Source organism: Roseovarius nubinhibens ISM (genome assembly GCF_000152625.1).
Taxonomy (GTDB): domain Bacteria; phylum Pseudomonadota; class Alphaproteobacteria; order Rhodobacterales; family Rhodobacteraceae; genus Roseovarius; species Roseovarius nubinhibens.
In genome coordinates, this window is record NZ_CH724156.1 from 3,040,251 (window position 1) to 3,054,119 (window position 13,869).

A 13,869-nucleotide genomic window follows, 5' to 3' on the forward strand; every position below is an offset into this window, starting at 1 on the left:
CCGCTGGCAAGGAGACAAGCATTGGCCGCTATGGAAGAGACGGGCGCGCGGGCGTTCTGGGCAGGGCCCCGGGACGCGATCGGCGCGGTGCTTTTGGCGCAGCGCGGGCATCTCTTTGCCTGGGTGCCGGTGATGATCGGGATCGGGATCGGGATTTTCTTTGGCCTGCGTCAAGAGCCGCAGACCGGTGTGCTCTGGGCGGCGGGGGCGGCCGCCGCGATGCTGCTGCTAGGGGCGAGGCTCTTGCCCGAGGCGCTGCGCCCCTTGGTGGTGGCGGGCGGTTTGATCCTCGGCGGTCTGGCGCTGGCGGGTCTACGGGCGCATCTGGTGGCGGGTCCGGTGCTTGGCTTTCGCTATTATGGCCCGGTGGAGGGGCGGGTCGTGGCGATGGATCGGTCCGGGTCCGATGCGATGCGGCTGACCCTCGATCAGGTGGTCCTTTATAACATGAGCCCGGAGCGGACGCCGAGCCGGGTGCGCATCGCGTTGCATGGCGGGGCGGGGGGGACGGCCCGGCCCGGGCAGATCGTGATGACCACCGCCCACCTGTCGCCGCCCGGCGGGCCGGTGGAGCCGGGCGGGTTCGATTTTCAGCGCCATGCCTGGTTTCTGCGGCTGGGCGCGGTGGGCTATACGCGGGTGCCCGTGCTGCGGGCGACGGATGAGGCGGCGGGGTTCTCCTGGGCAGGGCTGCGGCTGGCGATGTCGGAACGGGTGCAGGCGGCCCTGCCGGGAGAGCCGGGGGGCTTTGCGGCGGCGATCATCACCGGCGACAGGTCGGCGATGACGCAAGAGACGTTACAGGCGCTCAGGGTGTCCAACCTCGCGCATCTCTTGGCAATCTCGGGGCTGCATATGGGGTTGCTGGCAGGGTTTGTCTTTGCGGCGCTGCGGCTGATCATGGCCTGTGTGCCGCCGCTCGCGCTGCGCTGGCCCATTCGCAAATTCGCAGCCGGTGGCGCGCTTGCGGCGGCGGCGGTCTATCTGGGGCTCTCGGGTGGCAATGTGGCGACCGAGCGGGCCTTTGTCATGGTGGCGGTGATGTTGGTGGCGGTGATGCTCGACCGGCGCGCGATCAGCCTGCGGGCCGTGGCGCTGGCGGCGATCATCGTGCTGGCGCTGCGGCCTGAGGCGATGCTTGGTCCGGGGTTTCAGATGTCCTTTGCCGCGACGACGGCGCTGGTAGCGGTGTTCGGCAGGGTCTCGAGCTATGAGCGCGGATGGGTCCCCGGCTGGCTCAGGCCTGTGACGACAGTGGTGATCTCGTCGCTGGTGGCGGGGCTCGCCACCGCGCCCTTTGCGGCGGCGCATTTCAATCAGATCGCGCATTACGGGCTCTTGGCCAATCTCGTCTCGGTGCCGCTCATGGGGGTCTGGGTGATGCCGGCGGCGGTGCTGAGCGTGAGCCTGATGCCATTGGGTGGCGAGGCACTGGGGCTCTGGATCATGGGGCTTGGCCTGCGCTGGATCCTTGGCGTGGCGCATTGGGTTGCGGAGCTGGACGGCGCGCGCGGGGTGGTGACCGCGCCGGGGCCATGGGTGATCCCTTGTCTGGCATGGGGCGCGCTTTTCGTGATCCTCTGGCAGGGGAAGCTGCGGTTCTTCGGGCTGTTGCCGGTGGTCGCGGGATTCTGGATCTGGTCCGGGGCCGAGCGGCCTAAGGTGCTCATCTCTGAGGACGGTCGGCTGGTCGGCGTGATGACCGAGGCAGGCCGTGCGCTCAGCCGCGAGCGGGGGGCGGGGTTTGTGGCGATGAACTGGCTCGAAAACGATGGCGATGCCGGGGATCAGGCGGCGGCTGCGGCCCGCTGGGAGGCGGGTGCAGCGGAGATCGCGCGTTGGGACCTAAAGGTATTGCGCGGGGCGCAGGAGGTCAGGGGATTTGACGGATGCACCGCGTCGCAGAGGTTGGTGACGCCCAAGGACCCGGACCAGAACGCCCTGCCATGTCAGGTGTTCTCACCCAGATCCCTGCGGCAGAGCGGCGCGGTGGCGCTCTATCTTCGCAAGGGGGAGGTCATAACAATTACCGCGCGCCAGATCTCTGGCACGCGGCTTTGGAACAGTCGTGACATCCGGCGTCAGTAGCTGCGGATCAGCCCGACGAGACGGCCCTGCACCTTGACCTTGTCATCGGGCAGAACGCGGGTTTCATAGGCCGGGTTCGCTGCCTCGAGCGCGATGGCACCGCCGCGACGGAAGAACCGTTTGAGCGTGGCCTCCTGATCCTCGACCAGCGCCACGACGATATCGCCATTGTCGGCGGTCGATGTCTCGCGGATCACCACGATATCGCCGTCATTGATGCCAGCCTCGATCATCGAGTCGCCCTTGACCTCGAGCGCGTAGTGATTGCCCTGACCGCTGACCATCGCGCCGGGGACGGCCACGTTATGCGAGACATGGTTGATCGCCTCGATCGGCACACCGGCGGCGATGCGGCCCATGACCGGCAGCTCCAGCGCGTGCACTTCGACCGGACGGGCATTGGCGGGCTGTCCTGCCTCGGGGCGGTCGCCTTCGATGACGCGCGGGGTAAAACCGTGGGCCGGGGCGCCGCCGAGGCTCTCGGGGAGCTTCACAATCTCGAGCGCCCGGGCACGATGGGCGAGACGGCGGATAAAGCCGCGTTCTTCGAGCGCGGTGATCAGCCGGTGAATGCCCGACTTGGACCGCAGGTCCAGCGCCTCTTTCATTTCGTCAAAGCTTGGCGGGACGCCGTCGCGTTGAATGCGCTTGTTGATATAGTCGAGCAGATCGAGCTGTTTTTTCGTCAGCATTTGCCCCTCCATCGGACCATGAGTTAACTTTTGTTCTACGCATGTTCTCGTTTTGTGTCAACAGTGATGGCTGTTGCGCTGCAAACGGGGGCTATTGGAGCGGTTAGAGGGGGATATAGTCGACAGTCTCGCCCGCGCGGCGCGGCCCGTCCCCCACCGGGCGGATCAGGAGCGCGTTAGAGGCGGCGAGAACCGACAGGAGGGCACTGTCCTGACGGGGCTGGGCGGTGATCGTGTCACCGTCGAGGGTGGCGCGCATGTAATGCTCGCGCGGGCCATTGGCGGCGAGATCGGCACCAAGCTGGGCCTGATAGCGCGGCGCGGCGCGGGCGGGCAGGCCGAGCATGGCGCGGATCACCGGGGCGAGGAACACATGGCCGCAGACCATGGCCGAGACCGGATTGCCGGGCAGGCCGATCATCGCCGCATCGCCCATCCGCCCCGCCATCAGCGGTTTGCCCGGCCGCATGGCGATCTTGTAAAAGCTCCGCTGCAGCCCCATCGTCTCGGCCACCGGGCCCACGAGATCATGATCTCCCACCGACGCGCCGCCAATGGTGACGATCAGATCGGCATCGGCGGCGAGATCGAACGCCATGCGCAGCGAGGCCTCGTTGTCCCGCGCGATGGGCAGGAGCCGGGCGGTGGCCCCGAGGCTTTCCACCAGCGCCTTGAGGCCGTAACTGTTGGAGGCGATGATCTGATCGGGTCCGGGGTTCTCGCCGGGCATGACAAGCTCGTCGCCCGTGGCGAGAAGCGCCACCTTGGGCCGCGCGACAACCGGCACACGGGCGATGTTCATCGCCGCCAGCAGCGCGATGTCCGAGGGCCCGAGCAGGCGCGGCGCATCGAGGCGCATACCGGCCTCGAAATCGGCACCGGCAGGGCGGACGTAAGCCGCCTCGTCGAGCGTGTCCTTGAGGGTGATGATGTCGCCCTCGCGCGTCACATCCTCTTGGATCACCACCCGGTCGGTGCCCTCGGGCAGCGGCGCGCCGGTAAAGATCCGCACGGCGTAATCCTCGGCCACGAGCCCGTCGAAGCCATGGCCTGCCGCCGCCTCGCCGATAACGCGGAACCGGGCCCCGGGGGTGACGCGCGATGCGGCCACCGCATAGCCATCCATGGCGGAGGCGGCAAAGGGGGGCTGGGTAAGCGAGGTGGTGACGGAGCGGGCCAGCACGCGTTGACCGGCGTCGGCAAGCGGCACCTCTTCCACCGCGCCGGGAGAGACCAGCGCGAAGAGTTGGTCGAGCGCCGTCTCGACCGAGATCATTCGGCGGTGTAGCGGCCGGATTTCCCGCCCTCTTTGAGCGTGACACGAATGCCGCCGATCTGCATCGCCTTATCCACCGCCTTGACCATGTCATAGACCGTGAGCGCGGCGGTGCTGACGGCGGTGAGCGCCTCCATCTCGACGCCGGTCTGGCCAGTGGTCTTGACCGTGGCTTCGATCTCGACCCCCGGCAGCGCGGGATCGAGCGTCAGCTCGACCGCCACTTTGGTGACGGGCAGCGGGTGGCAGAGCGGGATGAGCTCGGGCGTTTTCTTGGCGCCCATGATCCCCGCCAGCCGCGCGACCGAGAGCACATCGCCCTTCTTGGCACGCCCCTCGGAGATCATCGCGAAGGTCTCTTGCGCCATGGTGACATGGCCGCGCGCGGTGGCCACACGCGCGGTCACCGGCTTGTCGGAGACATCGACCATATGGGCGTCGCCCTTGGCGTCGAAATGGGTGAGCTCGGCCATCACATCCCGCCGGACATGAGCGGATTTGCCAAAAGCTCTCGGGTGGCGCTGGCCACGTTCTCTTGGCGCATGAGCGCCTCGCCGATGAGAAAGCTGCGCGCGCCGTAGCGGGCCATATCAGCGAGATCCTCGGGCGTGAAAATGCCGCTTTCGCAGACGATCATCCGATCCACGGGCACCAGTTTCGCCAGCTTGCGGGTGGTGTCGAGCGTGGTCTCGAACGTGTTGAGATCGCGGTTGTTGATCCCGATCATCCGCGAATTGAGCCGCGTGGCGCGTTCAAGTTCTTCGGCGTTATGCACCTCGAGCAGGGCGTCCATGCCCCACTCCTGTGCGGCGGCCTCAAGCTCGGCCGCCTGTTCATCCGAGACGCTGCCCATGATGATCAGGATGCAATCGGCATTGAGGCTGCGGGCCTCGACCACCTGATAGGGGTCATACATGAAATCCTTGCGCAGCGCGGGCAGATCGCAGGCGGCGCGCGCCTCGGTCAAAAAGGATTTGGCGCCCTGAAAGCTCGGCGTGTCGGTCAGCACCGAAAGGCAGGTCGCACCGCCCTCGGCATAGGCCTCGGCCAAGGTGGCGGGATCGAAATCTTCGCGGATGAGCCCCTTGGAGGGGCTCGCCTTCTTAATCTCGGCAATCAGCCCATAGCCCTGTTTCGACGCCAGTTCGAGCGCCTCGGCAAAGGGGCGTACCGGGTCGGCATTGCGGGCCATGTTCTCGAGCTCGTCGAGCGAGACTTGCGCCTTGTCGGCCGCGATTTCTTCAAGCTTGTAGGCCTTGATTTTCTCAAGGATGGTGGGCGTGCTCATGCAGCCTCCGAAGTGATTTTAGCTAATTCTTCTATCTTAGTGCGGGCGGCCCCGCTGTCGATGCTCTCCGCCGCTTTTTCCGCGCCTTGGCGCAGCGTGTCGGCATGGCCCGCGACCACCAGAGCGGCGGCCGAGTTGAGCAGCACCGCGTCGCGGTAGGCCCCGGGCGCGCCTGACAGAAGCTCGCGGAACGCCGCCGCGTTCTGCGCCGGATCACCGCCGAGGATCGCCTCGAACGGGTGCACCGGCAGACCTGCCTCTTCGGGGTGCAGCTCATATTCAGTGATCTGCCCGTCGAGGCCCAGATCAGCGACCCAGCTCACCCCGGTGATGGTCAGCTCGTCCGTGCCGTCGCTGCCATGCACGAGCCAGGCGCGTTCCGAGCCGAGAATGCCCAAGACCTCGGCCATGGGCCGGATGAGCGACCGGGAGAACGCGCCGGTGAGCTGACGCCGGGCGCCTGCGGGATTGGTCAGGGGGCCGAGAATGTTGAAAATCGTGCGCGTCGCGAGCTCGGTTCGGACCGGGCCGACATGGGCCATGGCCGGGTGATGCATGGGCGCCATCATGAAGGCGATGCCGACCTGATCGAGCGATTTTTCAACCACATTTGGCCCGACCATCACATTGATGCCCATCTGGGTCAGCGCATCGGCCGCGCCGGATTTCGAGCTCAGATTGCGGTTGCCGTGCTTGGCCACCGGCACGCCGCAGCCCGCCACGACAAAGGCGGTGGCGGTCGAAATATTGAGCGTGCCCTTGCCGTCGCCACCGGTGCCGACGATGTCCATCGCGCCCTCTGGCGCGCGGACCTTGCGGCATTTCGCGCGCATCACGGCGGCGGCGGCGGCATATTCATCCACCGTCTCGCCCCTTGTGCGCAGCGCCATCAAAAGCCCGCCGATCTGGGCCGGGGTGGCTTCGCCGTCAAAGAGGATCTGGAACGCGGTTTCGGCCTCGGCACGGGTCAGCGGACGATCGGCGGCCGCACCGATCAGCGGCTTGAGCGCATCACTCATGCCGCCACCGGCATCAGGTCGAGGAAATTCTTGAGCAGCGCATGCCCATGTTCCGAGGCGATGGATTCCGGGTGGAACTGAACGCCTTGAATGGGAAGCGTGCGATGTTGTAGCCCCATGATCGTGCCATCTTCGAGCTCGGCGGTGATTTCGAGACAGTCGGGCAGGCTCTCGCGGTCGACCACCAGCGAATGATAGCGCGTCGCCTCAAAGGGCGTGGGCAGGCCGGCGAAGACACCTTTGCCGGTATGATGCATCATGCCCATCTTGCCATGCACGATCTCGGAATGGCGCAGCACCTTGCCGCCAAAGGCCTGACCGATGGTCTGATGCCCAAGGCAGACGCCCATCAGCGGAGTTTTCGTCTCGGCGGCGGCCTCGGTCAGGGCGAGACAGATGCCCGCCTGATCGGGATCGCAGGGCCCGGGCGAGAGCAGAATGCCCGCCGGATTCATCGCCATCGCCTCTTGCACATTCAGCGCGTCATTGCGTTTGACCACCACTTCGGCCCCCAGCTCGCCCAGATAATGCACGAGGTTGTAGGTGAAGCTGTCATAGTTATCGATCAGAAGAAGCATATCGGCACTCTCGGGGTATTTCGGGGGCTGGCGGCCCGGCCCATCGTCGCGGTATACTTGTTCAGTCTTGGGCAGGAGCGTCAAGAGGGGCAGACCTGCCCACGGGAAATAATGAGGGCGAACGAGCATGGCACGCAAGTTTATCGCAGGGATTTTGGCCGGAACTGTGGTCTCGGGGGTTGGTCTGGGGGCGGCGTCGCTGATGTCACCGCTGCCGGGGGACACCGCACCACAGGCCGGGCGCGCCGAGGTGCCTGCGGGGTCCAAGTTCAACGCCGCGCGCGAGGATGGCGAGGTCACGCTGCCCACCACCGAAGAGACGCCGCAGGCCGGGATGGCCCCCAAGATCGAGAGCGCCAGCCCCGATGATCTGAGCAGCCTGCAAGGGGCGGACACCGACCCTGCCGCTGAGCCGAGCGCCGAGATGGCCGAGCCCACATTGGCCGCGCCCGAGCCGGGTCAGGAGGCCACGGGCATGGCGGGCGAGGTGGAAAACCCGGTGCTACCCAGCCCGCAAGCGGTCGCGCCCCAAGCGCCCGCCGCCGATTCGGATCTGTCGATTTCCACCGACCCGGCCCAGCCCATGGCCCCCCAGGCCGAGGAGGAGGCCACCGGCTTTGCCAGTGCAGAGAGCGGCAGTTTCCCCAGCTCTGAATTGGCCGATGCGGCCACCGCTCCGGAGGGCGCCGGAGCTGTGTCGCAAGAGACGGGCGCGGCAGAGGATGGCGCGCAAACCCCTGATAGTGAACGCAATGAGGCTGAGCATATGCTGCCCGTGGTGCCAGAGCCCGCGCCGAAAGTGACCGAGCCGGAGCCGTCGAAAACCGTGGGCAATCTGGCCAAGAATGTCACCACCAACCGGCTGCCCAGCATCGGGGCCGAAACCGAAGCGGCACAGACCGAGACGGATACCGCAGAGGCGCTGCCAGAGCTTGCGCCCACGGATCTGCCCGCGATCGAGGCCCATGCGGCCGAGTTCGACAACCCGGAGGGCAAGCCGATGGTGTCGATCGTGTTGATCGACAATGGGCGGTCGCCGATTGGGTTGGAGGCGCTGGCGGCGTTTCCTTATCCGTTGAGCTTTGCGGTCGACCCGAATTCGGACGGGGCGGCGGAGGCGATGGCGCGGTATCGGGCGGCGGGGTTCGAGGTTTTGATCCTCACCGACCTGCCGCAAGGCGCCTCGGCGGCGGACACGGAAACCACGATGCAGACGCTTTTTGCCGAGCTGCCAGAGGCGGTCGCCGTGATGGAAGGCACCGGCACGGGGCTGCAATCAAGCCGTGAAGCGGCCGAGCAATTGGCCCCGATCCTCAAGGAAACCGGTCACGGATTATTGATGTTTCCCAAGGGCTTGGACACGGCAAGCAAGCTCATCGCGCGCGAGGGCGTGCCGACGGCCACGATCTTTCGCGACTTTGATAGCGATGGGCAGACGGCCACGGTGATCCGGCGCTTTCTCGATCAGGGCGCGTTCAAGGCAAGCCGCCTTGAGGGCGGGGTGATCATGCTCGGGCGGCTGCGGGCCGAGACGGTCAGTGCGCTGCTGATCTGGGGGCTGCAGGACCGGGTGAGCCAGGTCGCCTTGGCCCCGGTGTCGGCGGTGCTCAAGGCCGGAAATGAGGATGCGGTAACACAGCAGTAACACGTCGGTATTACGACTGTGTGGATTTCGCCTCTTGCCAGGTGCCGGGGGCGATGCCGTCGAGCGTCCAATCCCCCACTGACCAGCGCACCAGCCGCAGCGTCGGATAGCCCACATGCGCCGTCATCCGCCGCACCTGACGGTTGCGGCCCTCGGTGATGGTGAGGCGCAGCCAGCTGTCCGGCACGGATTTGCGATAGCGCACCGGCGGGTCGCGCGGCCAGAGATCGGGCGGCGCGATCCTCTCGGCCTGCGCCGGGCGAGTGGGGCCGTCCTTGAGCGTCACGCCCCGGCGCAGCGCGGCGAGGGCCGCGTCATCCGGCTCGCCCTCGACCTGCACCAGATAGGTCTTGGGCGCTTTGAATTTCGGGTGGCTGATCCGCGCCTGCAACCTGCCATCATCGGTGAGCAGCAAGAGCCCTTCGCTGTCGCGATCAAGCCGTCCCGCCGGGTAGACGCCGGGGATGTTGATATGGTCCGAGAGGGTCGCGCGCGGGCTGTCGGCCGTGCCGCGATCAGTGAACTGGCTCAGCACGCCGAAGGGTTTGTTGAAGAGCAGAAGCCGGCTCATGCGCCGACGGGCGGCAGACCGGGAAGCAGACCGGGAAGCTGTGTCCCGCCGCGCCTAGCCATTGCCATTGCCGGTGAACCGCGCCGCATCGGCCGCGGCGCGGCGGATGGCGTTCGATTTATGCACCGTCTCCATATATTCGGCCTCGGGGTCGCTGTCATAGACCACGCCGCCGCCGGCCTGAATATAGAGGTTCTCGTCCTTCACCACCGCCGTGCGCAGCGCGATACAGACATCCATGTCGCCGCCCGCGCTGAAATAACCGACGCCGCCGCCATAGACGCCGCGCTTTTCCGGTTCGAGCTCGTCGATGATTTCCATCGCGCGGACCTTGGGCGCGCCGGACACGGTGCCTGCGGGCAGACCGGCCAGAAGCGCGCCGAGCGCGTCCTGGTCCGGGGCCAGTTCGCCCACCACATTCGAGACGATATGCATGACGTGGCTATAGCGTTCGATGATGAATTCTTCGGTCGGGCGCACGGTGCCGATCTTGGCGACGCGGCCCACATCATTGCGCCCGAGATCCAAGAGCATGAGATGTTCGGCCAGCTCTTTCTGGTCGGCCATCAGATCGGCCTCGTTGGCGCGGTCCTCGGCGGGGGTCGCGCCGCGCGGGCGGGTGCCGGCGATGGGGCGGATGGTCACCTCGTTGCCGAAGACGCGAACGAGGATTTCGGGGCTGGCGCCCACCACCTGAAAGCCGCCGAAGTTGAAATAGAACATGAAGGGCGACGGGTTGGTGCGCCGCAGGCTGCGGTAGAGGGCGAAAGGCGGCTGGCGGAAGGGCTGGGTCCAGCGCTGTGACGGCACCACCTGAAAGATGTCGCCAGCGCGGATATATTCCTTGGCCTTCTCGACCGCCTGTTTATAGCCCTCGCGGGTGAAATTCGACACCGGCGCCGCGTCCTCGCGGGCTTCGCCCAGATCACGGGTGTTCTGGGGCAGGGCGCGTTCGAGATCGCGCACCGCATCCATCACCCGTTCGGCGGCCTGCGCATAGGCGGCCTTGGCCGATTGGCCCGAGCCGACCCAAGCCGGAGAGACCACGATCACCTCGCCCTTGACCCCGTCGAGCACCGCCACCACCGACGGCCGCAGCATCAGCGCATCGGGCAGGCCGAGCGGATCGGGGTTCACATCGGGCAGATGTTCGACGAGCCGGATCATGTCATAGCCGAGATAGCCAAAGAGCCCGGCGCTCGCGGCGGGGAGGTCTTCGGGCAGGTCGATGCGGCTTTCCTCGATCAGGGCGCGCAGATTGGTGAGCGGATCGCCGTCTTGATCGGTGAAGGCGTCGCCATCGAAACGGGCGTCGCGGTTGATGCGGCTCGCAGGACCGTGGCATTGCCAGACCACATCCGGCTTCATCCCGATGATCGAATAGCGCCCGCGCACCTCGCCGCCGGTGACGGATTCGAGCAAGAACGCATCGCGGGCCGCGCCGGTGAGCTTGAGCATCAGCGACACGGGCGTGTCGAGATCGGCGGCGAGCCTTGCATAGACCACCTGGTTCTTGCCCGCGGTAAAGCCCGCGGCAAAATCGTCAAAGCTTGGGGTCAGATCCACCGGAAGGCTCCGTTACTGGAAGTTCGCATGGACGGCATTGAGCGCCGATTGATCGAGCGCGATGCCCGCGCGGGCGCGGATGTCATCGGCCAGCGCCTGAAACAGATCCTGCGAGAGCGAGTTCGCCGCCTGGTTCTTGAGCACCTGGCTCAGCACCACGAGATCCTGCGCCTCGGCATCGGGCGCGTTGACCGCGTCGAGCCGCAGCAGGAAGAGGCGGCCGTTGCCCTCGACGATTTCCACCTGACCCGGCTCCATCTCGAACACGGTTTCGATGAATTCGCGGGGCGCGTCGACGTCAAAGCCGCGGCGGGTGATGTCCTTGGCGGTGCTGATGTCGGTAAAGCCGAGTTCCTCGAAGGATGTGCCTTGGCTCAGCGCCGCGATGTCGGCCTCCGATTGGCTGCGCAGCGCCTCGACGATGGTTTGCCGCGTCCAGGCCTCGGCCAGCGCGTCGCGCACCTCCTCCACCGGCTGCACGCGCGGGGCGATGGTTTCGTCGAGCCGCATGGCGAAGAGGCCGCCATCGTCGAGCTCGATCACCTGCGGGTAGTCGTCGGTGGTGACGGCGGCGGCGGCCTGACGGAAGCTTTCATAGCCGCCGATGCCCTCGGTCACCTCGGGGTGCCAGTCGATCTTGCCAAGCTCCAGATCGGTTTCCTGGGCCAGTCCCTCGATCGTGGCGCCCCCGGCGAGCAGGTCGTCGATATTGTCCATGCTGCTTTCGATCACGCGGCGGGCGCGGTCGCCGGCAAGCTCGTCGCGGAGCATCGGTTCGGCCTCTTCAAAGGGCACGACCTGCGCCGCGAGCACGCCATTGACGCGGAAGAGGGCAGGGCCGAGATCGGTGTCGACCGGGCCGACCACATCGCCAGCCTCGGCGGCGAAAACGGTGTCGCCAGCGGCGCCGAGCTGGGCCCGGGTCACGTCGCCGATGTCGACGTCAGAGAGTTCCAGATCGCGGGCGGCGACCAGATCCTCAAAGCTCGCCTCGCCGCTCTCGATCCGGGCCAGCGCGTCGCTGGCGGCGGCAGAGTCGAGGAAGACGAGACGTTCGACAAGGCGGCGCTCGGGCTGGTTATATTCGGCGCTGCGTTCGTCATAGGCGGCGCGCAGGGCGTCCTCGTCGACCTCGACCGTGTCGAGGATCATGTCGGGGGTGAGCCAGGCATAGGTGATCGCCTTGGTCTCGGGCGTGGTGAACTCGGCCTGATGCGCCTCGTGATAGGCGGCGAGATCCTCCTCGGTGGGCTCGGGCAGGCCGGTTTGCAGATCGGCGCGGGCGAGCACGGCCCAGCTGATGTCGCGGCGTTCGCCGAGGTAGTTGATCAGCGTGTCGCCATAGGCCTCGGGGGCGCGGACCCCGGCCACCACGGCGCCTTGCAGCAGCGTGCGGGCGGTTTCGGCGCGCATGTCTTCCTCAAAGCGGGTCTCGTTGAGACCGGCCTGTTGCAGAGCAAATTCATAGGCTTGGCGGTCGAACTTGCCATCGAGACCTTGGAAGGCCTGGATGTTGAGGATCTCGTCGCGCAGGTTTGCGTCGCCGATGGAAATGCCGATGCGTTGCGTCTCATCCTCGAGCGCGGTGGTGGTCACCAGCCGCCCGAGCACCGCCTGATCGAGACCGAGCTCGCGGGCCTGGGCGAAGGAGAGCCGTTCGCCGCGCTGGGCCTCGAGGGCGCGGATCTCGTTTTGCAGGGTGCGGGCGTAATCGTTGATGTCGATCTTGGTGTCGCCGACCGATCCGACGCTCTGGACATTGCCAGAGAGATTGGTCACGCCAAAGCCGCCGAGGCCGAGGATCAAAAGGCCCATCAGAATCCAGACGGCGGTTTTCGACAATGTGTTTCCAGACGCCATGAGACCTCGCGCGGCTAAGGTGTATAAAGGGTGTTCCGGTCTGTCTAAGCCTTGCCGGATGCGGGGGCAAGGGGCAGCGAAACCTGTGACAAACGGTCGAAAAGCTCTGCAATTCCGGCGCGGTCGACATTGGCGAAGGCGATGCGGAGCTGACGCTGACCGGCGCTGTCCTCTTCGGGCATGAACATGGTGCCGGGCAGCACCAGCACACCGGCCTCGCGGACGAGGGCGGGGGCCAGCTCGTTCGAGGGCAGGGCGAAGGGATGCTCGACATAGGCGAAATAGGCGCCGCAGCCGAGAAGCCGCCAGCCCTTGGCTTCGACCTTGGGGAAATGTTCGGAAATGGCGGCGCGGCGGTCGAGGATTTCGGCCCGTTCACCGGCGACCCATTGGCCGAGGTTCTGCATCCCCCAGAGCGCCGCGATCTGGCCCAGCTGGTTCGGGCAGATGGTGACGGTGTCGAGAAATTTCTCTGCCTGCGCAAGGCGTTGCGGTGCACAGACCATGGCGCCGACGCGGTGCCCGGTGAGCCGGTAGGCCTTGGAGAAGGAATAGAGCTGAATGAGCGTGTCGCCCCAGTTCTCATCGCCAAAGAGATCATGCGGCGCGCCGCTGCGGGCGTCGAAATCGCGGTAGGTCTCATCGACGATGAGGGCGATGCCGTGACTCTGGGCGAGCGTATACATGGCGCGCAAGAGTTCGGGCGGGTATTCGACGCCGCCGGGGTTGTTGGGGCTGACCAGCACGATGGCGCGGGTGCGCGGGGTGATGAGCGCCCGGGCGGCCTCAGGGTCGGGCAGCAGATCATCGCCGGTGGCCAGCGGCACAGCCGTCACGCCGACCATATCGAGCCACATTTTATGGTTGAAATACCAAGGGGTTGGCAGGATGATCTCATCCCCTTCGCCGCAGAGCGTCGAGAGGGTGGCGCAGAAGGCCTGATTGCAGCCGGAGGTGATCCCGACATTGCCCGCAACAATGGTCCCGGAATAGGCGTCAGACCATTGTTTCGCGACCTCTTCGCGCAGCTCGGGCAGGCCCAGAACCGGGCCATAGAGATGCGCCTCGGGGCGGTTCAGCGCGGCATCGGCGATCACCTGACGCAGCGGTTCCGGGGGCGGGTCGACCGGGGCGGCCTGGCTCACATTGATGAGCGGCCGGTCGGCGGGAAATTCCACCCCGTCGAGCCAGCGGCGGGCCTCCATCACGGGCGGAAAGAACGTGCCTTCGGTACGGGGCAGCGGGCGTGTCATGGCGAAAATTCCCTGTCGGTACTACGTCGGTAT

The 13,869-nt window shown here is 66.3% G+C and carries 12 protein-coding genes; 2 read left to right on the forward strand and 10 right to left on the reverse strand.

From position 1 onward, the window contains the following. The first annotated feature begins 30 nt into the window (after positions 1 to 30). A complete protein-coding gene (locus ISM_RS14595) occupies positions 31 to 2,088 on the forward strand; it encodes a ComEC/Rec2 family competence protein (RefSeq protein ID WP_009814961.1) in 2,058 nt (685 codons plus the stop codon). Here the strand turns inward: ISM_RS14595 and lexA are convergent. From lexA to ISM_RS14625, 6 genes are all read right to left on the reverse strand, one after another. After that, a complete protein-coding gene (gene lexA / locus ISM_RS14600) occupies positions 2,082 to 2,780 on the reverse strand; it encodes a transcriptional repressor LexA (RefSeq protein WP_009814962.1) in 699 nt (232 codons plus the stop codon). The genes ISM_RS14595 and lexA overlap by 7 nt on opposite strands. Before the next feature lie 103 nt (positions 2,781 to 2,883). Next, positions 2,884 to 4,056: a molybdopterin molybdotransferase MoeA gene (locus tag ISM_RS14605; protein ID WP_009814963.1), complete on the reverse strand. Its 1,173-nt coding sequence runs from the start codon at positions 4,054 to 4,056 to the stop codon at positions 2,884 to 2,886. After that, entirely contained in the window at positions 4,053 to 4,529 is a 477-nt protein-coding gene (gene moaC / locus ISM_RS14610; RefSeq protein WP_009814964.1) for a cyclic pyranopterin monophosphate synthase MoaC, read from the reverse strand. Before moaC ends, ISM_RS14605 begins: the two co-directional genes overlap by 4 nt. Then, positions 4,529 to 5,344: an indole-3-glycerol phosphate synthase TrpC gene (gene trpC, locus ISM_RS14615; RefSeq protein WP_009814965.1), complete on the reverse strand. Its 816-nt coding sequence runs from the start codon at positions 5,342 to 5,344 to the stop codon at positions 4,529 to 4,531. Before trpC ends, moaC begins: the two co-directional genes overlap by 1 nt. Continuing rightward, positions 5,341 to 6,363: an anthranilate phosphoribosyltransferase gene (gene trpD / locus ISM_RS14620; RefSeq protein ID WP_009814966.1), complete on the reverse strand. Its 1,023-nt coding sequence runs from the start codon at positions 6,361 to 6,363 to the stop codon at positions 5,341 to 5,343. The genes trpC and trpD overlap by 4 nt, the downstream gene beginning before the upstream one ends. Then, positions 6,360 to 6,941, reverse strand: coding sequence for an anthranilate synthase component II (locus ISM_RS14625; protein WP_040618589.1), 582 nt, complete (start codon positions 6,939 to 6,941; stop codon positions 6,360 to 6,362). Before ISM_RS14625 ends, trpD begins: the two co-directional genes overlap by 4 nt. Before the next feature lie 127 nt (positions 6,942 to 7,068). On the opposite strand from ISM_RS14625, the gene ISM_RS14630 reads away from it, so the two are divergent. Further along, the gene (locus tag ISM_RS14630; protein WP_254655689.1) at positions 7,069 to 8,586 is read left to right on the forward strand and encodes a divergent polysaccharide deacteylase family protein; all 1,518 of its coding nucleotides are present in this window, start codon (positions 7,069 to 7,071) and stop codon (positions 8,584 to 8,586) included. Between the two features lie 10 nt (positions 8,587 to 8,596). Here the strand turns inward: ISM_RS14630 and ISM_RS14635 are convergent, their stop codons facing one another. Genes ISM_RS14635 through ISM_RS14650 form a run of 4 tightly spaced genes read right to left on the reverse strand, consistent with a single transcriptional unit; the run spans position 8,597 to position 13,836 of the window. Further along, the gene (locus tag ISM_RS14635; RefSeq protein WP_009814969.1) at positions 8,597 to 9,157 is read right to left on the reverse strand and encodes a pseudouridine synthase; all 561 of its coding nucleotides are present in this window, start codon (positions 9,155 to 9,157) and stop codon (positions 8,597 to 8,599) included. 54 nt (positions 9,158 to 9,211) lie between these two features. Continuing rightward, the gene (gene trpE / locus ISM_RS14640; RefSeq protein WP_009814970.1) at positions 9,212 to 10,723 is read right to left on the reverse strand and encodes an anthranilate synthase component I; all 1,512 of its coding nucleotides are present in this window, start codon (positions 10,721 to 10,723) and stop codon (positions 9,212 to 9,214) included. 12 nt (positions 10,724 to 10,735) lie between these two features. Next, a complete protein-coding gene (locus ISM_RS14645) occupies positions 10,736 to 12,583 on the reverse strand; it encodes a peptidyl-prolyl cis-trans isomerase (protein ID WP_040618109.1) in 1,848 nt (615 codons plus the stop codon). A gap of 44 nt (positions 12,584 to 12,627) precedes the next feature. Next, positions 12,628 to 13,836: an aminotransferase gene (locus ISM_RS14650; protein ID WP_009814972.1), complete on the reverse strand. Its 1,209-nt coding sequence runs from the start codon at positions 13,834 to 13,836 to the stop codon at positions 12,628 to 12,630. Positions 13,837 to 13,869: the final 33 nt, after the last annotated feature.

What these genes read in the sequence shown, in the direction of transcription:
- lexA (WP_009814962.1), bottom strand. Translation starts at nt 2,780, where the DNA reads ATGCTGACGAAAAAACAGCTCGATCTGCTCGACTATATCAACAAGCGC.
- ISM_RS14595 (WP_009814961.1), top strand. Translation starts at nt 31, where the DNA reads ATGGAAGAGACGGGCGCGCGGGCGTTCTGGGCAGGGCCCCGGGACGCG.
- ISM_RS14630 (WP_254655689.1), top strand. Translation starts at nt 7,069, where the DNA reads ATGGCACGCAAGTTTATCGCAGGGATTTTGGCCGGAACTGTGGTCTCG.
- ISM_RS14645 (WP_040618109.1), bottom strand. Translation starts at nt 12,583, where the DNA reads ATGGCGTCTGGAAACACATTGTCGAAAACCGCCGTCTGGATTCTGATG.
- ISM_RS14625 (WP_040618589.1), bottom strand. Translation starts at nt 6,941, where the DNA reads ATGCTTCTTCTGATCGATAACTATGACAGCTTCACCTACAACCTCGTG.
- trpC (WP_009814965.1), bottom strand. Translation starts at nt 5,344, where the DNA reads ATGAGCACGCCCACCATCCTTGAGAAAATCAAGGCCTACAAGCTTGAA.
- trpD (WP_009814966.1), bottom strand. Translation starts at nt 6,363, where the DNA reads ATGAGTGATGCGCTCAAGCCGCTGATCGGTGCGGCCGCCGATCGTCCG.
- ISM_RS14605 (WP_009814963.1), bottom strand. Translation starts at nt 4,056, where the DNA reads ATGATCTCGGTCGAGACGGCGCTCGACCAACTCTTCGCGCTGGTCTCT.
- ISM_RS14635 (WP_009814969.1), bottom strand. Translation starts at nt 9,157, where the DNA reads ATGAGCCGGCTTCTGCTCTTCAACAAACCCTTCGGCGTGCTGAGCCAG.
- ISM_RS14650 (WP_009814972.1), bottom strand. Translation starts at nt 13,836, where the DNA reads ATGACACGCCCGCTGCCCCGTACCGAAGGCACGTTCTTTCCGCCCGTG.
- moaC (WP_009814964.1), bottom strand. Translation starts at nt 4,529, where the DNA reads ATGGCCGAGCTCACCCATTTCGACGCCAAGGGCGACGCCCATATGGTC.